At 37.6% G+C, this 21,353-nt stretch carries 23 protein-coding genes and 1 pseudogene; 11 read left to right on the top strand and 13 right to left on the bottom strand.

Annotation, left to right across the window (positions count from 1 at the left end; all coding sequences use genetic code 11):
• Nucleotides 1–11: 11 nt before the first annotated feature.
• The 5 genes from moaD to C9J37_RS22185 are packed head-to-tail and all read right to left on the bottom strand — an operon-like array spanning nucleotide 12 to nucleotide 3,525.
• Nucleotides 12–245, bottom strand: coding sequence for a molybdopterin converting factor subunit 1 (moaD, locus tag C9J37_RS22205; protein ID WP_107897118.1), 234 nt, complete (start codon nucleotides 243–245; stop codon nucleotides 12–14).
• Complete coding sequence (locus tag C9J37_RS22200) at nucleotides 242–721, bottom strand: molybdenum cofactor biosynthesis protein MoaE (RefSeq protein WP_107897117.1); 480 nt, start codon at nucleotides 719–721, stop codon at nucleotides 242–244. The genes moaD and C9J37_RS22200 overlap by 4 nt, the downstream gene beginning before the upstream one ends.
• Entirely contained in the window at nucleotides 718–1,236 is a 519-nt protein-coding gene (gene mobB / locus C9J37_RS22195; RefSeq protein ID WP_107897116.1) for a molybdopterin-guanine dinucleotide biosynthesis protein B, read from the bottom strand. Before mobB ends, C9J37_RS22200 begins: the two co-directional genes overlap by 4 nt.
• Nucleotides 1,206–2,495, bottom strand: coding sequence for a molybdopterin molybdotransferase MoeA (locus C9J37_RS22190; RefSeq protein WP_107897115.1), 1,290 nt, complete (start codon nucleotides 2,493–2,495; stop codon nucleotides 1,206–1,208). Before C9J37_RS22190 ends, mobB begins: the two co-directional genes overlap by 31 nt.
• A 13-nt stretch (nucleotides 2,496–2,508) precedes the next feature.
• Entirely contained in the window at nucleotides 2,509–3,525 is a 1,017-nt protein-coding gene (locus C9J37_RS22185) for a thiazole biosynthesis adenylyltransferase ThiF (protein WP_107897114.1), read from the bottom strand.
• A 101-nt stretch (nucleotides 3,526–3,626) separates the two neighbouring features.
• Here C9J37_RS22185 and C9J37_RS22180 point away from each other — a divergent pair, with 101 nt between their 5' ends.
• From C9J37_RS22180 to moaC, 3 genes are read left to right on the top strand one after another with little or no spacing between them, the layout of a single operon-like run.
• Nucleotides 3,627–4,121, top strand: coding sequence for a MogA/MoaB family molybdenum cofactor biosynthesis protein (locus C9J37_RS22180; RefSeq protein ID WP_024362395.1), 495 nt, complete (start codon nucleotides 3,627–3,629; stop codon nucleotides 4,119–4,121).
• Nucleotides 4,118–4,708, top strand: coding sequence for a molybdenum cofactor guanylyltransferase (mobA, locus tag C9J37_RS22175; protein WP_107897113.1), 591 nt, complete (start codon nucleotides 4,118–4,120; stop codon nucleotides 4,706–4,708). Before C9J37_RS22180 ends, mobA begins: the two co-directional genes overlap by 4 nt.
• Entirely contained in the window at nucleotides 4,701–5,183 is a 483-nt protein-coding gene (moaC, locus tag C9J37_RS22170) for a cyclic pyranopterin monophosphate synthase MoaC (protein WP_024362397.1), read from the top strand. The genes mobA and moaC overlap by 8 nt, the downstream gene beginning before the upstream one ends.
• Before the next feature lie 48 nt (nucleotides 5,184–5,231).
• Here the strand turns inward: moaC and moaA are convergent, their stop codons facing one another.
• From moaA to C9J37_RS22155, 3 genes are read right to left on the bottom strand one after another with little or no spacing between them, the layout of a single operon-like run.
• On the bottom strand, nucleotides 5,232–6,248 hold the full coding sequence (gene moaA, locus C9J37_RS22165) for a GTP 3',8-cyclase MoaA (protein ID WP_107897112.1): 1,017 nt from the start codon (nucleotides 6,246–6,248) through the stop codon (nucleotides 5,232–5,234).
• Nucleotides 6,249–7,067: a formate dehydrogenase accessory sulfurtransferase FdhD gene (gene fdhD, locus C9J37_RS22160; RefSeq protein ID WP_107897111.1), complete on the bottom strand. Its 819-nt coding sequence runs from the start codon at nucleotides 7,065–7,067 to the stop codon at nucleotides 6,249–6,251.
• A 12-nt stretch (nucleotides 7,068–7,079) separates the two neighbouring features.
• Nucleotides 7,080–7,427, bottom strand: a complete 348-nt coding sequence (locus tag C9J37_RS22155; RefSeq protein WP_025219003.1) for a Na-translocating system protein MpsC family protein — start codon at nucleotides 7,425–7,427, stop codon at nucleotides 7,080–7,082.
• A gap of 572 nt (nucleotides 7,428–7,999) precedes the next feature.
• Here C9J37_RS22155 and fdhF point away from each other — a divergent pair.
• Genes fdhF through C9J37_RS22140 form a run of 3 tightly spaced genes read left to right on the top strand, consistent with a single transcriptional unit; the run spans nucleotide 8,000 to nucleotide 12,479 of the window.
• Nucleotides 8,000–10,936 (top strand): formate dehydrogenase subunit alpha, encoded by a 2,937-nt coding sequence (fdhF, locus tag C9J37_RS22150; RefSeq protein ID WP_107897110.1) that lies wholly within the window; start codon nucleotides 8,000–8,002, stop codon nucleotides 10,934–10,936.
• 4 nt (nucleotides 10,937–10,940) lie between these two features.
• Nucleotides 10,941–11,420 carry a helical membrane plugin domain-containing protein gene (locus C9J37_RS22145; protein ID WP_024362402.1) on the top strand — a complete coding sequence of 160 codons (480 nt, stop codon included), beginning with the start codon at nucleotides 10,941–10,943 and terminating at the stop codon, nucleotides 11,418–11,420.
• A gap of 12 nt (nucleotides 11,421–11,432) precedes the next feature.
• A complete protein-coding gene (locus tag C9J37_RS22140; RefSeq protein ID WP_107897109.1) occupies nucleotides 11,433–12,479 on the top strand; it encodes an Mrp/NBP35 family ATP-binding protein in 1,047 nt (348 codons plus the stop codon).
• Nucleotides 12,480–12,808: 329 nt separating this feature from the next.
• Here the strand turns inward: C9J37_RS22140 and C9J37_RS22135 are convergent, their stop codons facing one another.
• From C9J37_RS22135 to C9J37_RS22125, 3 genes are all read right to left on the bottom strand, one after another.
• The gene (locus C9J37_RS22135) at nucleotides 12,809–13,099 is read right to left on the bottom strand and encodes a hypothetical protein (protein ID WP_107897108.1); all 291 of its coding nucleotides are present in this window, start codon (nucleotides 13,097–13,099) and stop codon (nucleotides 12,809–12,811) included.
• Between the two features lie 102 nt (nucleotides 13,100–13,201).
• A complete protein-coding gene (locus tag C9J37_RS22130) occupies nucleotides 13,202–14,332 on the bottom strand; it encodes a CamS family sex pheromone protein (RefSeq protein ID WP_107897131.1) in 1,131 nt (376 codons plus the stop codon).
• Nucleotides 14,333–14,525: 193 nt separating this feature from the next.
• Nucleotides 14,526–14,738 carry a DUF3955 domain-containing protein gene (locus C9J37_RS22125; protein WP_107897107.1) on the bottom strand — a complete coding sequence of 71 codons (213 nt, stop codon included), beginning with the start codon at nucleotides 14,736–14,738 and terminating at the stop codon, nucleotides 14,526–14,528.
• A 227-nt stretch (nucleotides 14,739–14,965) separates the two neighbouring features.
• Here C9J37_RS22125 and C9J37_RS22120 point away from each other — a divergent pair, with 227 nt between their 5' ends.
• From C9J37_RS22120 to C9J37_RS22100, 5 genes are all read left to right on the top strand, one after another.
• Nucleotides 14,966–15,415 (top strand): hypothetical protein, encoded by a 450-nt coding sequence (locus C9J37_RS22120; RefSeq protein ID WP_107897106.1) that lies wholly within the window; start codon nucleotides 14,966–14,968, stop codon nucleotides 15,413–15,415.
• 154 nt (nucleotides 15,416–15,569) lie between these two features.
• Entirely contained in the window at nucleotides 15,570–17,093 is a 1,524-nt protein-coding gene (locus tag C9J37_RS22115) for a spore germination protein (RefSeq protein ID WP_107897105.1), read from the top strand.
• A gap of 28 nt (nucleotides 17,094–17,121) precedes the next feature.
• Nucleotides 17,122–18,309 (top strand): Ger(x)C family spore germination protein, encoded by a 1,188-nt coding sequence (locus tag C9J37_RS22110; protein WP_107897104.1) that lies wholly within the window; start codon nucleotides 17,122–17,124, stop codon nucleotides 18,307–18,309.
• Nucleotides 18,310–18,317: 8 nt separating this feature from the next.
• On the top strand, nucleotides 18,318–18,557 hold the full coding sequence (locus C9J37_RS22105; RefSeq protein WP_107897103.1) for a hypothetical protein: 240 nt from the start codon (nucleotides 18,318–18,320) through the stop codon (nucleotides 18,555–18,557).
• 16 nt (nucleotides 18,558–18,573) lie between these two features.
• On the top strand, nucleotides 18,574–19,722 hold the full coding sequence (locus tag C9J37_RS22100) for a GerAB/ArcD/ProY family transporter (protein WP_107897102.1): 1,149 nt from the start codon (nucleotides 18,574–18,576) through the stop codon (nucleotides 19,720–19,722).
• 85 nt (nucleotides 19,723–19,807) lie between these two features.
• On the opposite strand, the pseudogene C9J37_RS22095 reads toward C9J37_RS22100, so the two are convergent.
• Together C9J37_RS22095 and C9J37_RS22090 are read right to left on the bottom strand one after the other, a co-directional pair.
• A pseudogene (locus C9J37_RS22095) lies at nucleotides 19,808–20,142 on the bottom strand (ABC transporter substrate-binding protein); the annotation flags it as partial.
• 197 nt (nucleotides 20,143–20,339) lie between these two features.
• Complete coding sequence (locus C9J37_RS22090) at nucleotides 20,340–21,260, bottom strand: ferrochelatase (RefSeq protein ID WP_167397395.1); 921 nt, start codon at nucleotides 21,258–21,260, stop codon at nucleotides 20,340–20,342.
• Between the last annotated feature and the right edge of the window lie 93 nt (nucleotides 21,261–21,353).

Genomic DNA, 21,353 nt, shown 5'->3' with positions numbered 1-21,353 from the left:
ATAGTCTTTCATCATCCCCCGCTAATAGGTGGGATAAAGGCGATGGTATCACCCGATTTAACAATTGTCGTATCGGTTGCAAATTCCTCATTGACTGCTGTCATTATTTGTTGTAATGATAGCTGCGGATAGTGCTTTTCCAACCACTCTTTTAACTGAGCAACCGTGACATCTGACAGCTCTACCTTGAGTTGTGATTCACCAACTAGTTCCTGTAAGTGAGCAAATAATAAGATGTTAATCACGCTTTCCCTTCCTCCTCCTGAATAACTGGTTTTCCTTGTGGATAGGGGATATTTTCTAATTGGTCACCAATCCATTCCGTCCCGTCCTCCCAATGCTCTTTTTTCCATATTGGAACAATTTGTTTGATGCGATCAATCGCATATTCATTTGCCATATAAGCCACTTTACGATGTGGCGATGATACAGCAATAACAACAGCAATGTCTGAAATATTCAAGCGACCTACTCGATGGGTAATAGCCACTATCGCTTCTGGCCACTGCTCTTGAATTTCCTTTGCAATCTGTTCAAACATTTTTATCGCCATCGTGGGATAGGCTTGATATTCCAAATGCAATGTTTTTTTACCATTTGTAATTTCGCGTACGGTGCCGATAAATAGTGTAACGGCACCAGCATTTCGATTTAATACTTTTTGTCTTACTTGCTCGACATCAATCGGTTGGTCGATAATTTCAAACAACGCTACCGTCATGGTCTGTCCCTCATTTCTTTCAACAAAAATTCTATATATTTTCTTTCTTCATAAATTGAATACGCTGGGATTGTTAAGGACGGATTGAAAGGATAGCTCGGCCAATAAATGACACAAATAATATTGGTTACTTGCTGCAATAGCACTTGATCCTGTGCTGTTCGGAGTAGTACCACTTTTGGATAATGTTCCTGTTTATATCCTTCAATCAGCACGACATCCATCGAAAAGGAAGCATAGATTGCTAGAATTTCAGCCAATTGCCAGCTATTTTGGTGAATACTCATACGTAAAGTACCCTCCCCTTCCACAGCAGTAACAATCGCACCTGCCTGCTCATGCCGACTACTATCTTTGGACGTTTCGATCATTGGCACACCACCATGTCCGTGATGCTTGATCGATCCTACTCGTAGCCCTTCCAGTGAAGCTTGTTTAATTAATTGCTCCATCAATGTTGTCTTTCCACTATTTTGATAGCCAACTATCTGTAAGATTTTTCGAGCTTGTCCCAAGGCCACTCACTTCCTTGCAAATCTTCCAACAATAAGACTGCTACGGACATGCCTTTTTCATAACCTCTTGAACCACCTGGTAAAACGATAAAAGCATTAGCTGTCGCCAACGAAGAAACGGCACTCGATTTATCAAAACCAGATGGCACAGCGACTAGCTGCCCTGTTTCATAATAAGCTGTCGCGCGCACAAAACGTGTAAAGGGATTCGGCTTTGTAAAATCCGCTCCTAATCTAGCTTGCTCTCTACGTAAGTGAGGTTGCGGATGACAATAGGCAGTGCGTATAATTGGGCGTACAAATAGTTCAAAACCAACATAGCAGGCTGAAGGATTACCAGAAAGGCCGAATAACAATTTATCATTGCAAGCAGCGACAGTTGTTACACTGCCTGGACGCATTGCTACTTTATTAAATAATACCTTTGCATCCATCGCCTGATAAATGGCTGGTAAATAATCATAATCACCTACGGAAACGCCCCCCGTTGTAATTAAAATATCTACTTCCTGTAATGCTTTTTCAACGATTTTAATACATAACTCTAAATCATCGCTAAACTTGCCAAAATATTTGACTTCTGCGCCAGCACGTTCAATTTGTGCCATCATCATATAGGCATTACTATTTCGAATTTTGCCTGGCTGTAAACATTCACCTGGCTCTAGTAATTCGCTACCCGTGGCTATCACACCAATGACCATTTTACGATAAACCGCTACTTGCTCGTAGCCAAACGTAGCGAGTAAAGCCATCACACCGGGGTTAATATATTGACCTTTGTCAATAAGGATTGTACCCTGCTGTACATCTTCCCCCTTATAGGAAATATTAGTCCCCGCTTCAATAGAGCGTTTAATCGACATATACTTTTGTTGATTTTCTTCAAAAGTATGGGTTATTTCTAGCATAACCACCGCATCACAGCCTTGTGGTATCGGTGCCCCTGTCATAATGCGAACAGCTTGACCTTTCTCCACTACACTGTCATAGACATAGCCTGCGCCAATTTCCCCAACGACCTGAAATCGAACTGGCTGCTGTGAACAAGCGCCTTGACTATCAATGGAACGAATAGCATAGCCATCATACGGTGAACGATCAAAAGCCGGTACATCTTGATCAGCTCGAATTGCATCTGCTATAAAGCGACCATGGGCTTGTGTTAATGGCACGAGCTCATTTTTTGCTTGAAAGGCATAATCCATTACACGATGAACAGCTTCTGCCACAGGAATTGGTTGTCTTTTTTCTAGCATTTAGCACACTCCTTTAACCTAATAACCGATAGTAAATCGTTTTAGCTTTTTGTATATCTTGTATACCATGAATCACAACTCGCCCATCTTGGAAAATAACGATTCGGTAATCGTCCGCTTGGCAAGAAAGCAAATATGGATTCATCTGAATTTCACCATAGGAACGAAGCTGATGTGCCAACTGCTCAAACTGGTAGTGAATGGGCTTTGGTGGTCGAATTTGTACAGCGTCCCGTCCACAAAGTATCTGTAATTTCGTTTGATTTTCATAGGATAAATAAGGATATGTTGGCGCATTGCCACAAGATGGACAATCAGCCTGTCTCATTTTAGCGACATTGATTTCAAAGTGTTGATTTTGCCAAACATCAAATGTTAAGTAGCTTTTTCGTAGCGCTTTGTCATCTCCAACAAGCAATTTTAACACTTCAGCCACTTGATATGCGGCAACGATTTGGACCGTTGGGCTAATAATACCTACCGTATCACAAGTCATCCCTGTTTGGGGTATTGCTTTTAATAAGCAATGCAAACAAGGTGTTTTACCTGGCACAATTGTATACGTCGCACCATAACTACCGACACAAGAGCCGTACACCCAAGGAACTCGATACTTTTGTGCAAGGTCATTCATTAGAAAGCGCACATCAAAATTATCTGTCGCATCAACCATTACATCTACATCTTTTAGCAATGGTAGCAAAGTCTCTATACATGCATCCATAATGGCAACATTGATTTCAACCTCTGTGTTAATTTCTTGCAGACGTTTTTTAGCTGCGATAACTTTTGGCATTTTTTCTTGGGCATCTTGCTCTGTATATAATTGTTGTCTTTGTAAATTACTCCACTCTACATAATCACGATCAATCAGTGTTAACTTGCCGATACCAGCACGCACAAGCGCTTCTGCACTAGCACTACCCAATGCACCCACACCTATTAAAAGGGCATGTTTTTGTTGGATCGATACTTGCCCAGATTGTCCGATAGGGGTAAATAATTGTTGTCTCGAATATCTATTTTGCATACGTATAGAGCCTTTCTTTCTACGAATTTCGTTTGACCTTTTTATTTATAGCATTATAATAAAAGCAATGTTTTTTAGTAATTTTGAAGGAGGTCTTTACTGTGCATCCCACACATCATCAGCAACCCATTCAAGTTGCTCTTTTAACTGTCAGTGACACACGCACAAAGGCAAATGATCACGCTGGACAGCGTATTCAAACTTTACTTCAAGAAGCAACATTCGAAGTAGTGGACTACCAACTCACAAAGGATGAACCACGGGATATCGCTCGTTATGTGAAACAGTGGTCCAGTGATCCATCCATCAATACCATTATCGTAACGGGCGGAACAGGCTTTACACCAAGAGACCAAACTTACGATACCATTTTGCCTCTTTTCGAAAAGGAAATGATGGGATTTGGTGAGTTATTTCGAACACTTAGCTATGACGAAATTGGCCCAAGGGCAATGTTTAGTCGTGCCACTGCTGGGACTATTCAACAAACAGCCATCTATGTTTTACCTGGTTCCACAAATGCGGTATCACTAGCTATGACGAAACTTATAGTACCCACTGTTCAACATTTTGTTGGTGAGTTGAATCGCCTATGAACATTGCTGGTATTATATTAGCAGGTGGTCAATCCTCTCGATATGGTAAACCTAAAATGTTCGAGCTGTTTGCTGGGCAGCCTTTATACAAGCATAGTCTCATCGCTTTACAAAAAAATCAGCTATCCCCTATTATTATTGCTACAAACGCGCAGTTACAACATCAGTTTGAGCAGGAAAACGTCCAATGGGTCATCGAAAAACAGCTACATCAAGGACCACTCTTTGCTTTACATCATATCATGACAGCCTACCCTGATGTGGCATGGTTTTTTGTCGTGGCTAGCGATATGCCTTATATGAATGCTGATTTTATCAAAAAAATGGTCGGTCGAATAAACGACGATTATGATGCAATCGTTCCTATGCAGGCGCAAAGACATCAGCCATTAGCTGCATTGTTTCGGCGTACAGCTTTACCTAAAGCACAACAATTAACGAAACAAAACAAACGAAGTATGAAAGTACTGTTAGAGCAACTGCGAGTTTGTTACGTCCCTTTTGATGACGATGACACAACATTTACCAATATTAATGCACAACAAGACTGGTCTCAAACAAGGAAAAAGGAGTCTAATAATGAATAATTTTACACACTGGAACGCAGAAGGTCGTCCTAAAATGGTTGATATTTCAGAAAAAGAAATCACAACACGTACAGCCATTGCGCGTAGTACAATCACGTTATCCGATGCTGTCTATGAAGCCATCCAACAAGGTGGCATTAAAAAAGGCGATCCTACACAAGTTGCCCAAATTGCAGGGATTATGGGGGCTAAAAAGACCGCTGATCTTATTCCCATGTGCCATCCCATCATGCTACAAGGAACGGACTTCCAATTTAACTATGACAAAGTAGAGAAGGGCTATGAGCTTCATATCCAAGCTACGGTCAAATGTAGTGGGAAAACTGGTGTTGAAATGGAAGCCCTCACAGCTGTGACGATCGCTGCCTTAACTTTTTATGATATGTGTAAAGCAGTTGATAAAACGATGGTCATTAAAGACACCTATCTTGTTGAAAAAACGGGTGGGAAAAGTGGCACTTTTGTGCATAAATAAACAGAAAAATTCGGCATCACTTTGCCGATTTTTTCTGTTTTTTTCGCACTACCCCCCAATATGAGACATTTCAATTTTGGCATTTTTCCTTGTTGTCATCGTTTGTTCATTGCGTTCATCTGAGTAACGATCGTCCCTTGTTTCCCATACCTTTGATACACATTCACGGATAGCGGCATCATCTTGTCCTGTTCGTAACAGCTCTCTTAAATCTGTTCCCTCTGTTGCAAATAAACAAGTATATAAGGTCCCTTCTGCTGAGAGACGAGCACGTGAACAATCGGAACAGAAGGAATCTGTAACGGATGAAATCACACCTATTTCCCCTTGTGCATCTTGATATTGATAACGTGATGCCACTTCCCCTTTGTAATTAGGCGCTACTTGTTGTAGCGGAGAAAACTGATGGACTCGCTCAATAATATCCTGCTTCGACACAACATCCTGTAAGTTCCAACCATTCGAATTGCCTACATCCATATATTCAATAAAACGTAAAATATGCTGTTTTTCTTTAAAATATTGTGCCATTGTAACAATATCTTGGTCATTCTTTCCTTTTTGCACAACCATATTAATTTTCACTTGTAAACCTGCTTCCACAGCCTTTTCTATGCCTTCTAACACCGTTAATACCTTACCTCGATGTCCATTCATCTCCAAAAACCGTTCATCATTCAATGAATCTAGACTAACAGAAACGCGAGTTAAGCCTGCTTGAGCCAATGCTTGTGCATATTTTTTTAATAAAGTGCCATTTGTTGTTAAAGCAATATCTTCTACACCTTCAATGCGGTGAATGCGTGCAATTAATGCTGGTAAATCACGACGAAGCAAGGGCTCTCCACCTGTAATTCGTATTTTTTTCACATTCAACGACACAAATATTTTTACTAATCGTTCAATCTCATCAAAATTTAATATTTTATTAGACGGTAAAAATGCATAATCTGGACCAAATACTTCAGCTGGCATACAATAGCGGCAACGAAAATTACAGCGATCTGTTACAGATATTCTTAAATCTCTTAAAGGTCTATTGAATTGGTCTTGTAGATCTGGCATTTAATCTCCTTCTTTCAGTGCATTCTGGGCTGGTAATAGGATGCGTCGTGGTTGTGTATAAATATTCAAAGCTTGTTGTCGGATAAAACCTACCGTTGTAATGCCGAGCTGCTCGGCTAATTGTAATGCCAATTCCGTTGGTGCTGATTTAGATAGCACGATTTCACAGCCTATTTTGGAGACCTTTAGTAAAATTTCTGACGATAGTCGTCCGCTAAAGACGATAATTTTATCTTGCATACTGATATTGTTGCGCAGACAATAGCCGTAAATTTTATCTAACGCATTATGACGTCCAATATCCATGCGACTTAAGACAATGCCATTGACATTACATAGTGCAGCATTGTGCACACCACCCGTTTGCTTAAAAATGTCTGCACCTTCCTGCATATCATGCATTAAACGGAAGCAATCCTCGGTTGTGATTTGCACATGCACATCGTCCATTTTTTTCGCCACTAATGCATCATTCGTAAAAACAAATCCTTGTCGACTCATGCCACAACAAGAGGTAATATAGCGTTTGTTTTGCGTCTGCTGGTAATAGGGATTAACATGTTTTGTTTTAATATGCACAAAGCCTTCTTTCTCTTGGTGCCAAATTTCCTCAATATCATCAAAGCTACGAATAACTCGTTCAGAAGCTAAATAGCCAATAACCATATCTTCCACATACTCTGGTGAACATACCATCGTGACAAATTCTTGCTGATTGATTTTTACAGTTACAGCGTATTCTGTGACGATTACATCATCCATTTCTTTTACTTGCTGTCCTTCAACGCGCGTAATTTTCCTTGTGATTGCTCGTTCCATAAGGCATCCCCTTTAGACACTGATATTCTTTTCAAAAACAAAGACGGAAATCGCAAAATCCTCTTCAATTTTAATATCTGAAAATAAGTGGAGCAATTTGCTGCCCATCAATTCTTCCATACCCTCTGGCGGTGATTGTGCATATAAATCTTGAATCATAGTTGTCCTTGCAGCATGCACCATTTTTAGCCCTTCTGGTGTACTGGCAATAAACTTCTCAGTTGGTGTTATATTTCCATACAAAGTAGATACAGCCATATTCTCGACAAAAACTGTATGAATACGCTCTGGACCTTTACCAAATACTTCTTTTCTTAATTTACGTATCATATCATTAAATTCATGTATTTTTTTAGACATAGCAACGATTCTCCCATCGTAATAAAACTTTTTTAGTCAATTTAATATGACGGTCACCCTTACAGTTTGTTAATGATATAGCAACTTGAAAAAAATTAAAAGAGAAAATACTTTTTGATAACTATTATCATCTAATAATTTTTTATGATAAATATTGTTCATTTTGTAGAAAAAGGCTATAATTATTGTTATTCCAAATGGAGTTTATCTATTTTGATCCCTTTCTCACGATGTTGGAAAGTGGTTTTAATAGTTACATTCTATTGTTATTTAACATAAAAGTAGATTGAGTTTTTAGCAAGACCTGCTAAGAATTTTATCCACCATGAATGATTAGCATGTCTTGGACATGTAATTTCATGGTGGATTTTTTTATTTTCATGAACCAAGACATGGAGTACTTGTTATGAACTAGACATTTAACTATTTCTAGGTAGATTAAAGACGAAGTGGGAATTACAATAATAACAAGACAATCAATTCAATCACCAACTCAATTCGTCATTCCCTTTTTGTCTTAAGCTTTAACAAGTTGTTTCCATGAGTCTCAACGTGCAAAAGGAGGAAGTATCTTGACTCAAATTCTTATTAATGGGGTACCGTATGATGTCAAAGAAGGAGCTACAATACTTGACACCATTAATCAACATGACATTCCTCATCCACAGATTTGTCATGTACCAGCTGTAGACCCAATCGAAACATGTGATACATGTATCGTGGAGGTAAATGGCCAATTAGTTCGTTCTTGCTCCACAAAGGCAGTAGATGGCATGAATGTGTTATTAGCTTCTGACAAAGCTAAAGCGGCACAAACAGAAGCGATGGACCGTTTACTCGAAAACCATTTACTGTACTGTACAGTGTGTGATAATAACAACGGAAATTGCACATTACACAATACAGCCGAATTAATGGAAATCGAACATCAAAAATATCCGTACAAACCAAAAGTTGATCCACATGAAGTAGACATGTCACACCCATTTTACCGATATGATCCGAACCAATGCATTGCATGCGGACAATGCGTAGAAGTTTGTCAAAATTTACAGGTAAACGAAACATTATCCCTCGATTGGGAGGCAGAAAGACCACGTGTAATTTGGGATAAAGGTGCTGCCATTAATGATTCTTCCTGTGTAAGCTGCGGACAATGTGTAACCGTTTGTCCTTGTAATGCTTTAATGGAAAAATCCATGCTTGGAGAGGCTGGATTTATGACGGGTTTAAAACAAGATATGTTAGATCCCATGATTCATTTGATTAAAGAAGTTGAACCAGGGTATAGCGGTATTTTTGCTGTTTCTGAAGTGGAAGCTGCCATGCGTAGTAAGCGCACGAAAAAAACAAAAACAGTTTGTACTTTCTGTGGTGTAGGTTGTTCATTCGAAGTTTGGACAAAAGACCGAAAAATTTTAAAAGTACAACCTTCTGATGGTCCGGTCAATGCCATTTCTACATGTGTAAAAGGAAAATTCGGTTGGGATTTCATCAATTCGGAAGAACGCATTACAAAACCACTTATTCGGAAAAATAATGAGTTTGTTGAATCTTCTTGGGATGAAGCGTTAGATTTAATCGCCACAAAACTTGGTGGTATTCAACAACAATATGGTCCAGGTTCTGTCGGTTTTATCTCTTCTTCTAAAATTACAAATGAAGAAAACTACTTAATACAAAAAATGGCGCGTCAATTGTTTGCAACAAATGACGTCGATAATTGCTCTCGTTATTGTCAGTCTCCCGCTACGGACGGTTTATTACGTACAGTAGGTTTAGGCGGTGACGCTGGTACGATTCAAGATATTGCCAAAGCAGGCCTTGTCATTATTGTTGGTGCTAACCCAGCTGAAGGCCATCCTGTTTTAGCAACACGTGTGAAACGTGCCCACAAATTACATGGTCAAAAATTAATCGTTGCCGATATTCGTAAACATGAAATGGCTGAGCGTTCAGACATCTTTATGCGTCCAAAACAAGGTACTGACCAAGTGTGGATTATGGCGGTTACCAAATATATCATCGATCAAGGATGGCATGATGAAGCCTTTATTCAAGACAATGTCCTGCATTTTGAAGATTTTAAACAAGTGCTTGCAACCTATACACTTGATTACGCTCAAAATATGACCGGTATTAGCAAGGAAACATTGATTGAAGTGGCTGAAATGATTCGTGATGCAGATGGCACTTGTGTTCTTTGGGGTATGGGTGTCACGCAAAATACGGGAGGTTCTTATACATCAGCCGCGATTTCGAATTTACTATTAGCAACTGGTAACTATCGTCGTCCTGGGGCTGGGGCTTATCCGCTACGCGGTCACAATAATGTTCAAGGTGCCTGTGATATGGGGACATTGCCAAATCTATTGCCTGGCTACCAAAAAGTGACCGATGATGAAGCACGAGCAAAATTCGAAAAAGCTTATGGTGTCCCTATTCAATCTCAACCAGGTCGAAATAATATGCAAATGTTAGATGCTATTATGGAAGGTAAAATGAAAGCGATGTATTTAGTGGGCGAGGATATGGCACTTGTTGACTGTAATGCCAACCATGTAGATGAGGTTCTTTCACAAATAGAATTTTTTGTTGTCCAAGATTGCTTCCTATCACGTACTGCCCAATATGCAGATGTGATTTTACCAGCAGCCCCTTCGCTTGAAAAAGAAGGCACATTCACGAATACAGAACGTCGCGTTCAGCGTCTCTATCAAGTTTTGCCAACACTCGGTGAGTCAAAAGCAGATTGGGAAATCCTTCAAGCAGTCGCACGTCGATTAGGAGCAGATTGGCAGTATAATCATCCAAGCGACATTTTCGATGAAATGGCGAGTCTATCTCCGCTATTCTCACAAGCCAACTATGATGTCTTAGCAGGCTGGGGTAGCTTCTGTTGGGGTAGTCATGATGGAAAAGATACACCGTTATTATATGAAGACGGATTTAACTTCCCTGATAAAAAAGCACGTTTTGCTTTACATGATTGGGTGCAACCAGTTGAATTTGAGGCACAATACGATTGTCATATTAATAACGGTCGTATGCTTGAGCACTTCCACGAAGGAAATCTAACAAATAAATCGAAAGGTATTCAATCAAAGGTACCTGAAATTTTTGTTGAAGTTTCACCACAATTGGCGAAAGAACGAGGCATTGAAGATGGCGCCCTACTCCGTTTAGTATCTCCATATGGCGCATTAAAGCTCAATGCATTAGTAACAGATCGCGTGCAAGGGAATGAATTATTTTTACCAATGAACTCTGTTAGCAAAGATTCAGCTATCAACTTCTTAACTGGTCCTGCAGCAGATATTAATACATCAACACCAGCCTACAAACAAACAAAAGTTCGAGTAGAAGTGCTAAAAGCAAAAGGCAAGACGCCTTTGCCACGCACTAACCCGCGCTATAAAAAGCGTCATCCTCAAAATGGTGTAGAGGTACAACGAAAATGGAATCGTCCTGGCTACGTTCACTTAACAACCCTAAACGAAAGAGAGTGAGAACATGGCTGAACCCATTACAAGCATAAAAAAACAACAAGTAACAGACGAACAGCTCAAGGAACAAAAATTAGATAATCTTAAACAACTGCTTTCTGAGCAGGAAGAAGCGGTCAATCAAGTATTGCTTATTATGGCTGAATTAAATCATATCGGTGCACTAGAAGCCGCAATGAAACTACTAGAAGCCAAAGAAGAAGTGGCCCATATTGCGCTTGGACAACTAACACGAAAGCCTGTAACCAATATGATTAATAATTTAATGGGGGTTGCAGGAGCTTTGACAGAGCTCAAGCCAGAAACAACAGCGAAGCTTATTGAAGGCTTAAATTCAGGGGTAGAAGAAGCTAACAAAGCACTTGAATCCGATGACAAAGTTAGCGCCTTTAAACTTGTCAAAATGTTAAATGATCCAGATGTCAATCGCGCACTCAATTTTGGTGTTCATTTCTTAAAGGGACTTGGCAAAGGGTTAAAAGAATAGGGTGGTTCTAATATGTTAGTACAAGAAGATGTTATCAACGCATTACAACAAGTTCAAGATCCTGAGCTTCATCAGAGTATCGTCACATTGAATATGGTACGCAATATTCACATAAGCGGCACCCATCTATCACTGGATATTATGTTAACCATACCAGGCTGTCCGTTAAAAGCGAAAATCCAGCAAGATGTGGAGGAGGCACTACAAGCGATTGGTGCCTCCAGTGTTGCCATTACCTTTGGTGTTATGACTGAACAGGAACGTCGGGCACTATCGACCTCTCTACAAGCGAAGAATGCCAACGAACAAGGAATGCCAAACATGTTGCAGCCTCATTCAGGTGTGCAGTTTATTGCCATCACAAGTGGTAAAGGCGGCGTTGGGAAGTCGACTGTGACAATTAATTTAGCGGTCGCCCTTGCTCGTCTTGGCAAACGTGTAGGCATACTGGATGCTGATATTTATGGCTTTAGTATCCCTACTATGATGAACATTGAGCAAAAACCTACCATGCTTGACCAAACCGCGATTCCAGTTGAAAGTCATGGGGTTAAATTGATGTCAATGGGCTTTTTCACCAATGGGAACCAGCCTGTTATGTGGCGTGGACCAATGCTCAACAAATGGATTCGCAATTTCCTTGTCAACACGGTATGGGGAGATTTGGATTTTCTGCTGATTGATTTACCACCAGGAACTGGGGATGTGGCGATTGATATGGCAGCGATGATCCCACAAGCACAAGAAATTATCGTAACGACACCACATCTAGCCGCTTCTCACGTCGCATCCCGTGCAGGCTTAATGGCTCAACATACGAAACATTCCATTCTGGGTGTAGTTGAAAACATGGCTTATTTTGAAGGGGCAGATGGTCAAAAAAACTATCTATTCGGACAAGGTGGAGCCGAACATTTGGCAAAATCACTCCAAACTGAAGTGATTGCGCATATTCCTTTCGCCCAGCCTGAAGAAAATACAGGCTCCTCCATATACGATGAAGAAACAGTGATTGGCGAAATATTTACTCATCTAGCAGAAGATTTACTATATCAATAAAACAACAAGTGGCTGAGACAAAAGTAAAAAAGTGTTAGATTGACTGCAATCAATCTAACACTTTTTTACTAAGCCGTTGTTGTCCGCTACGGCGGTGCTTTCCGCTCAGCACAGTAAGCCGCAACCCTCGCTAACGCGCGGAATGCCCGCGTCTTACATTGTGTGCTGTTCCCGCAGGGGTCACCGCCTTCGCTACCAACAACTAGTGACCACTTCTAATTTTTTTTGCAAAAGCAAGAATAGCTAAGTTCTCCATATAGCAAAAAATTATGAACACCTTTCGTCTGTTTCTTAAATTTTTTTAGTTATGTCCCAGCCCTTTTTTCTTGCTACAAATAACCCGCTTTTTTTAACACTTGAATGAAATAAAAACGATACGTATTTTGGACAAATGTATCTAAAGGTAACCCTACATGCACCTGATACTTTGTAAAAATAAAATAAAAGCGTTTATCCCATTTTAAACGTAATAACTCCCCTGCCTCTTCACCGTATTTCGCTGTAAATTCTCCAATCAAAGGCTCAATTATGTTGTAACAATAGCTTTTTAAATTAGCTAATGCTTCAATATCTTTATCCCTTTGAAAGCGTATAATCCAATCCACTAATTGCTCATTCATGTTGTCTAAATGCCATCCTTCAATATAGAGTTTCTTCCTATTTAAATAACTACTACTTTTCGACACGAATTATCAGAATTGTTTGGGTGCCTGTCACTAAAACTAAATCGGGGTAGCAAATATTTGTTTTTCTTTTGGATCCCATAGAACAATGCCAACATCTTGTTTTTGATCGATAATACGAATCGTCACGGGCACATAGTCAAATAAAATAGTATTTAGTTTTGTCCCTATAAACTGTAAAAGCCCAATCAATTCGGTATCGTTTATTAAAGGGGCATGTACCTCTACTTTTATATCTGCTAGCTTGCCATTTTCATATCGCAACTTTCCAATTATTTTAGGATTTAAATGTTTGAAATTCTGTTGAATATCTTCCTTAAACTTTAATAATTGATTATATGTATCTTGATCTAAACTATATAGGGCATCAGAAGGAAACGTATAGTCTTTTTTATCAATGTCATTCCATTTTTCTATTTTCTCCTTCCCCTCAGCAATATAAGTATCAGCTAAAAAAACACCTGGAATAATATCGTTTTTATTGGACTCTTGATACAACGTTAAATAGATTGGAACATTAGGTATTGTTGCATTTTTCCTTATATCTTTTATGATTCTTTCAGCCACTTCTTTGCCATACTTAGCAACATCATTCACATCATCATCATTATTATCTACTTTCACTTGACCTGTATAAATCAAGCCTTTATCATCGGATACGCGAATATCATAAAATTCATTTAACGATATAGCTAAAGAAATTCCTTCGATTTTCCCACTTTTTTTGTTAATAAAATTTTGCTCTAACACATGTGATAAGATGAGCGGATTCTCTTTTTCATCCTCTAAAACATTGCCTGTACTATTTTCGATAGCTGGATTTAACCCTAAACCTTCTTCAGTTTTTCTAGCTAACCATTGATTTATAATATTTTTATCTAAATATTGTCCTTCTTGCATATAAAAACTCTTTGGAGAAAAATGGTCAACTGATAAATTCATGAGCCCTTTTTCAATTTCATTGATATTTATTGAATTGTTCATGTGACTAACAATTAGCCCTCTTGAAACGTTCGATTTGGCAGGCTGTTGAATTTCATAAATTTCCTTCTTTTGAATTGAGGAAATATACATTTTTTCTTCTTTCGTATTTACATCGTCATTATCACTACAAGCAGCTAAAAAAAACAAGGGGGATAGCCAAATGAGCGCACTCTTTTTTATATTCATTTCTTTTTGCTCCTTAATCATTGTCATTTCAGGCAATTCTCTACAAATACGTCTATACCTAATATTACCATAAACTGTACGTAGATAGGTTAACGCCATAAATAACCTTTTGTTGATTAATTGCCCTCTTATTTTATTTTTCACGCCATACAAAAAACCCTGCAAATAAACAGGGTTTTTAATGTATTAATAATCAAGCATGTCTTGTTTTTTGGATTAACGACAACAATACTACCCCTACTACACAAATACAACCAATAAATAACAACAAAAATCCTATTGGAATTAAAAAGAACGGTTCCTCTAATGTACCATCAGGTGCAACACTACTCCCCTTTATCATAAAGATTAAAAAACTGATGACTCCTAAAACAATTGGTGTTGAAGCTAACACATATTTCTTCATTTCTTTGTCCCTCCATATAAATAATTTTTGATTCAGTGTTTTAATTTAGCCACCAAATCCCTTGCTATCCTGTTGCTATCATAAACTAATCATTTAACCTAAGTCAATTATTTTTTATTGTAAAACGATAAATTTTTATTCTTTAGTACGTGCTTTTATTTTTGACTTTTAAAATTTAATATTATAAAATAACCAAAAATCTTATATAAATATGGAAGGGTGTTTTTATGAACTATGAGGATTTAATGCAGCGAGAAGGTTATTTATTTTTAGATAAGATAACAGAGCCTGGAACAAACTCCCTAAGGATTTCGATTAATAGAGCTTCCATCAGTTCAAAAAGCGAGGATGTCAACATTCATGAATATCAATTACATGATGTCTATCCCATTGAAATTGATAAGACATTACCACAAATACATATCGAATTCGATTCGTATGTAGCTTACTCTGTTTTTGACGAGTCATTCCACTTTGTCAATAACGAAGATGAATTTCGAGGACATGCCATACGCATTTTTACAAAATCCGCCTATTTAGATTTTGTATGTAAAACAACGATTGCACAGGAAATATATTCTTATAAAGAATTAATCCACTATCAGATTGTTTGTCTAGACCATATAGTAGATATTGTCTCCTTCGATCAACCTAGCATTTGGACAAGCGAAAAATAGATTTTCAAACAGACATTGATAAAGTGTCTGTTTTTTTATTTCTATTCATTTCATTTATTTTAGATAATTTATAAAACAGCAATTCTATTATTTGGTATAAACACACTATCATTTGCATATTCTATTAAATAGAAAACTAAAGGAGGACACTGTAGTGAGTAATGCCGAAAATGATAATCTCTTAGAAAATAAAACGATTACATCTCTTTCTACATCTCTCCTAGAAAATATTAAGACCATTCAAAACTCACTAGGTAATAGCAATGATATTATTATCCGTGAATTTTTGGTTGGCAAACCGATGGAGATACCAATCGCTATTATTTATACGGATGGTCTAGCAGATAATACCTCGATTAACGACTTTGTTTTAGAATCTATTATGTCTAATTTTGAAGTGACATCTGAAACTACTTTACAAGAGATTGCGATTCGATTAAAAGCTTATTGCATAACCGTTGGAAGTATAAAAGATATTGCGGACTTCTCATCATTGTTAAATGCTATTTTAAGTGGCGAAACTATTTTATTAATAGATGGGCTTGCTATCGGTATTTCAACAAGTACCAAACATTTCAAAGATAGAGCGATAACCGAACCCGTTACAGAAGCTGTTATTAGGGGGCCTAGAGAATCATTCACCGAAACTTTACGAACGAATACAGCTTTGATTCGACGGAAAATCAAAAGCCCTAATCTATGGATAAAATCAAGAGTGATCGGTGAGGTTACACAAACCGAAATCGCCGTTATGTATATAAACGGCATAGCCAATGAAAAAATAGTGAAGGAAGTACTGCATCGATTAGATCAGATTGATATTGATGGTATTTTAGAGAGTGGTTACATTGAACAATTAATTCAGGATTCAAAATTTACTTTATTTCCTACTATCTACAATTCCGAAAGACCAGATGTTATAGCTGGAGAATTATTAGAAGGAAAGATTGCTATTCTAGTAGATGGTACACCTTTTGTTTTAATTGTACCTGCCTTATTCACTTCCTTTTTGCAATCTGCAGAAGATTATTATCAGAGCGCATTTATTAGTTCGTTCATCCGTCTTATCCGATTTATAGGGATTAGTTTGGCATTGGTTGCTCCATCTCTTTATATTTCTTTAACAACCTTTCATCAAGAAATGCTGCCAACATCGCTCCTCATTAGTATATATGCGCAGCGAGAAGGCGTTCCATTTCCTGCTTTTGTTGAAGCTTTAATTATGGAAATCGCCTTTGAAGTTTTAAGAGAAGCTGGTTTGAGGATGCCGAGAATGATTGGATCAGCAATTTCGATAGTTGGCACACTTATTATTGGACAAGCAGCCGTTGAGGCAGGCATTGTGTCCGCAGCAATGGTCATTATTGTTGCTTTAACAGCCATTTGTAGTTTTCTTTTTCCCGCATATGGGCTTTCCAATTCAATTCGTATTTTACGCTTCCCATTAATGGGGTTGGCAGCGATGTTCGGGCTGTTTGGCATATTTGTTGGAATTATGCTATTAATTATTCATTTATGTAGCTTACGTTCTTTTGGCGTTCCATATATGAGCCCATATGCCCCTTTAATACCGAAGGATCAAAAAGATGCTTTAATTGTTTTACCGCGTGGTTCTTTACTAACACGTCCGCGACTAATTAGTCAAATTAACAATGTAAGAGGGCGCAAAAATCGCTAATCACTATTTGGTTAAATGAGGGTACCTAATGAAGAAGACCATACTAATGATTTCATTAATCTTTCTAATTTCAATTCTTAGTGGTTGTTGGAGTAAACGTGAATTAAATGACTTGGCACTTGTTGCTGCTCTAGGTATAGACTTAATTGATGATGAATATGCCATTTCTGTACAAGTAATTGATCCTAGTCAAATCTCTTCCAAGCAGACGGCATCTAGACAAGCACCAGTCGTTACTTATCACGCGAAAGGAAAAACTGTCTTTGAAGCCATTCGAAAAATATTAGCCTTATCTCCAAGAAAATTATATTTTGCGCATGTACAATTAGTTGTACTTGGAGAGGACTTAGCTGTAGACGGTATACGAGATTCTATTGATTTTCTAGCAAGAGATCAGGAGATACGAAACGATTTTACGATTATCGTTTCCCAGCAAGCAACGGCCAAAGATATTTTAAATGTCTTAACGCCGATAGAAAAAATACCAGCAAAAAAAATGTTAAATTCGCTTACCGTTACGCAAGATGCATGGGGCTCTACTTCAGAAGTCGATGTTGAAGACTTAGTAACAAAATTAGGAGTAAAAAATCAATATTTTGTTCTATCAGCTATTGAAATTCAAGGGGATAAAAGTTTAGGCATTGACCAAACAAACGTAGAAAGAATTGAAACACCTGTAACACTTAACTTTACTGGTCTTGCCATTTTCAAAGAAGATAAATTAATCGGTTATCTGGATGAGTACGACAGTAAAAGTTTTAATTACTTAAACGATAATATAAAATCAACTATTGAAATTATCGCATGCCCTTCTGACGGTGTGTTAACAACTGAAATTACGCAATCCAAAACAACAACAAAGGGATCAATAAAGAACGGTTCACCTACCATCAACGTTAGTATCGACATTGTCCAAAATGTTGCAGAAGTTAAATGTGACATCAATTTAACAGAATTGACCACGATTGATTGGATTAATCGTCAAACCGAGTTATCTATCAAAAAGAATATTGATGAATCGCTGCATGTTCTCCAACAAAAATATAACGCAGATGTTCTCGGTTTTGGAGAAGCGATTCATCGTGCTGACCCTAAAGAATGGAAAAAAATCAAAGAAGATTGGCATACCATTTATCCTAATGTTGAAGTAAATGTCAAGGTAAACGTCAATACACAAGGTTCAGGAACGATGCAAAATTCAAAATTAAAGGAGTAAAAAACACTATGTTCATTGCGCTAGGCATATTAGTGATTTCACTTGCTATTGTTTTGGTCGAACGTCCTAAATTAAAAAAGGAAGGAAAAAAACTAGTTTGGACATTTTCCATTTTTTTAGTCATAGGGACATCCTTAAACATTGCTATCAGTTTGCAAACTTTTATTCCTAGCCCCCTGGACGCAATTATGTATATTTTTCATCCAATTAGTGATTTTCTAAAAGAAGCATTACTAAATAAAAAATAACAAATAAGAGGCTATTATGAAAAAACAATTGATCAGCTCCCGTCAATTCACAATCATTGTTATCCTTTATACAGCTGGAACAGGAGTACTAATAATACCTGCAAGTATTGCCTTAGAAGTACAGCAAGATGCTTGGATTGTAGCAATCATCGGCACTCTATTAAGTTTGCTTTTAATAAAGCTATTTATTATGTTATCAAATAAAATGGCGGATCTTTCTCTTGTAGAAGTAACTGAAAAGTTTCTAGGAAAATTTATCGGGAAAGTTGTTTCCATCGGATTTGTACTGTTAGCACTTTTTTCATCCGGTGAGTTACTATATTTCATTGGTAATTTTCTACAAACAGAGGTAATGCCTGAAACACCTCCAGTCGTATTTGCTATACTTTTTTGCTGTATTATTTTATTTGCTGCATATCAAGGGATTGAAGTATTTGCACGTACTTTAGAGATTCTGTTTCCTGCCTTTTTATTGGTATTTATTATTTTCTTGTTCTTTGTTTCACCCCAAATAGAAATAAAACATGTGCAACCAGTTTTTGAAGTTTCCCTTCAACCATTTATCTATAGCATTATACATTTCATGGGGCTATTTTCTTTTCCATTAATCGTACTATTAATGATTTTTCCTTCAGTAATCAACAACCTACAATCAGGTAAAAAAGGATTTTATATAGGCACATTAATTGGAGGATTTATTATTACTTCCTTTATAGCTTTATCAATACTTGTATTAGGCGTTACCAATACCACTATCAGAACATTTCCTAGTTATACATTGGCACAAAAAATTTCTGTAGGAAAATTTTTGCAACGTATTGAAATTATTATGGCATTTATGTGGATGGTCACAATATTTGTAAGAGCGTTTATGTATTATTACGCTTCTTTAATTGGGATTAGCCAAATACTGAAACTAAAGGATCATCGACCATTAATTTTGCCACTTGGCATGATCTCAATAGCACTCTCTCAAATTGTTCATGCAAATATTATTCATTCCGATAAATACAACCAACAAACATGGCCACTTGCTATCGCTGTTTTTTCTATTTTTCTACCCATCCTCTTGCTCTTTATAGCGATGTTCAAAAGATCAAAAAATAAGAAAAAAATTGACCCGGCTATGAACGATGGTGAAACGCCTCCTAATGCATCACCATAAGGCTCAATTTAACACTAAAAGAAACAAAAAAATCGGTAGCCAAGGATTTTTCCACTGGCAACCGTTTTTTTATATTCAGTATCTATTAATATCTTGCTGCTTCAGAAGAAGGATTTAAAATATCGTGTACTTGTTCTTCAGTTACATTATAATTGTAGAATTTAATGTAGTAATGTTGAATTTTTCTTCAGTCATATTATAATTGAAAATTTCTGGATGATTGTGCTGTGCCATCCATTTTAACATAAGTGGTGCATCTCCATTTGGTGGATACCAGCGATAAATACCTAGTGGCACTTTATACACTTGTTTATTTTTCACTGCTTTTAACTGACTCCAATCTTGGCCTTGAATTGTATTAGTGAACAAGTCTTTTGGCTGTGTTTCTGTAAAATTAGTAATATAGATAATATCAGGTGAAATGTCTTTTAAGATGGAATGCGATGCTGCATTATATGAATTTGGATGATAAATAAGTATCAAAGGCATTTACTCATAATCACCTAGTAGGGCTCTTTAATCACGATAATTACTTCTAAGCATTACATACTCGAGGAGGCTTAGTCCCCTAAAGCGAAATAAATGAATCGTTTACTTTCACTTCAATCCAACTGAGCTTATGAACGAAGCTGTGATTCTGTTGGTATAAATGATTCGACAATGGCTGCTAAAGCTTGAATCGTATCGTAGCTATCCCCTGGAAACTCCGCTTGGGCAAACTCCACTTGAAGTTCTTCACACACTCGTTGACATTCACTTCCGATTTCAAAATAGGACTCAATATCCGCTGATAATGAAAGAAGCTCACATGTGACGAAGCCTTGAGCTCCTTCGCCATGCAGTGTATAAATGCTATCCCTTACATTTGGACCAAGCCAGTCTCCTTTGCCATGACCGCTACGATAAGTAATATGCCAGTTATCTATTTGAGCCACTTTTGAAACAGCTTCGGCTAATTCGGTAAACTGGCGAACGTAACTTTCATTTCGTTCAGGATCAATAGGCTGACTATGCACAGTATATAAAACATGCGTCTTCGCTCGTTTTTCGGCAGGCATCCATTCGTAAGCACGTCTGATGCGATCTTGATATACAGCAAGTAATTCCGCATTTAGATGCCAATTTTTCGCAGGAATAACAGTCACATGATGCCCTTCTAATAACGATTTTACTTCATCATGAAACGCGCTAGCACCTGAAGACATAATCGGATTGACAGGTAGCGTAATGACAGTTGTGATGCCATCTTTTAGCATTGTATCAATAACATTTGGAATATAGGGTTCAGTATGTTTGTAGGCGTTATAAACTTTTACAGTCTGTGATAAGCGCTTTTGTAAAGCATGTTCCAACCCTTTTGCGATACGGCCGGTATTTGCGGCTAATGGATCTACACCACCTAATTTTTTAAATTGTGCCGTAACGTTTGCAATCACTTGTGGTGGTGGCGTTTTGCCTTTCATAATATGCGAAAAGTAAGGTGTAACATCGTCTAAAGATTTCGGTGCCCCATAAGCGTAATAAATTATACCAATCATTATGTAAACTCCTTTGTTCATTATTTTAAGTTAATCTTTATGCTTGATTTTTTTCATCTTTATTAATTAAACGTAATAGCGTTTGCTTTCATT

The organism is Lysinibacillus mangiferihumi (genome assembly GCF_003049665.1).
GTDB classification, from domain to species: Bacteria; Bacillota; Bacilli; order Bacillales_A; family Planococcaceae; genus Lysinibacillus; species Lysinibacillus mangiferihumi.
Note: the sequence above shows the minus strand (reverse complement) of the source record. Positions and strands in the feature narration are given on the sequence as shown.

Bases quoted from the DNA above. Each gene is read 5' to 3' on its own strand.
- fdhD (WP_107897111.1), bottom strand. From the start codon at position 7,067: ATGGAACGAGCAATCACAAGGAAAATTACGCGCGTTGAAGGACAGCAA.
- mobA (WP_107897113.1), top strand. From the start codon at position 4,118: ATGAACATTGCTGGTATTATATTAGCAGGTGGTCAATCCTCTCGATAT.
- C9J37_RS22100 (WP_107897102.1), top strand. From the start codon at position 18,574: ATGAAAAAACAATTGATCAGCTCCCGTCAATTCACAATCATTGTTATC.
- C9J37_RS22125 (WP_107897107.1), bottom strand. From the start codon at position 14,738: ATGAAGAAATATGTGTTAGCTTCAACACCAATTGTTTTAGGAGTCATC.
- C9J37_RS22200 (WP_107897117.1), bottom strand. From the start codon at position 721: ATGACGGTAGCGTTGTTTGAAATTATCGACCAACCGATTGATGTCGAG.
- C9J37_RS22135 (WP_107897108.1), bottom strand. From the start codon at position 13,099: ATGAATGAGCAATTAGTGGATTGGATTATACGCTTTCAAAGGGATAAA.
- C9J37_RS22130 (WP_107897131.1), bottom strand. From the start codon at position 14,332: ATGAATATAAAAAAGAGTGCGCTCATTTGGCTATCCCCCTTGTTTTTT.
- C9J37_RS22120 (WP_107897106.1), top strand. From the start codon at position 14,966: ATGAACTATGAGGATTTAATGCAGCGAGAAGGTTATTTATTTTTAGAT.
- C9J37_RS22155 (WP_025219003.1), bottom strand. From the start codon at position 7,427: ATGTCTAAAAAAATACATGAATTTAATGATATGATACGTAAATTAAGA.
- C9J37_RS22105 (WP_107897103.1), top strand. From the start codon at position 18,318: ATGTTCATTGCGCTAGGCATATTAGTGATTTCACTTGCTATTGTTTTG.
- C9J37_RS22110 (WP_107897104.1), top strand. From the start codon at position 17,122: ATGAAGAAGACCATACTAATGATTTCATTAATCTTTCTAATTTCAATT.
- moaA (WP_107897112.1), bottom strand. From the start codon at position 6,248: ATGCCAGATCTACAAGACCAATTCAATAGACCTTTAAGAGATTTAAGA.
- C9J37_RS22145 (WP_024362402.1), top strand. From the start codon at position 10,941: ATGGCTGAACCCATTACAAGCATAAAAAAACAACAAGTAACAGACGAA.
- C9J37_RS22090 (WP_167397395.1), bottom strand. From the start codon at position 21,260: ATGATTGGTATAATTTATTACGCTTATGGGGCACCGAAATCTTTAGAC.
- C9J37_RS22185 (WP_107897114.1), bottom strand. From the start codon at position 3,525: ATGCAAAATAGATATTCGAGACAACAATTATTTACCCCTATCGGACAA.
- C9J37_RS22140 (WP_107897109.1), top strand. From the start codon at position 11,433: ATGTTAGTACAAGAAGATGTTATCAACGCATTACAACAAGTTCAAGAT.
- moaC (WP_024362397.1), top strand. From the start codon at position 4,701: ATGAATAATTTTACACACTGGAACGCAGAAGGTCGTCCTAAAATGGTT.
- C9J37_RS22190 (WP_107897115.1), bottom strand. From the start codon at position 2,495: ATGCTAGAAAAAAGACAACCAATTCCTGTGGCAGAAGCTGTTCATCGT.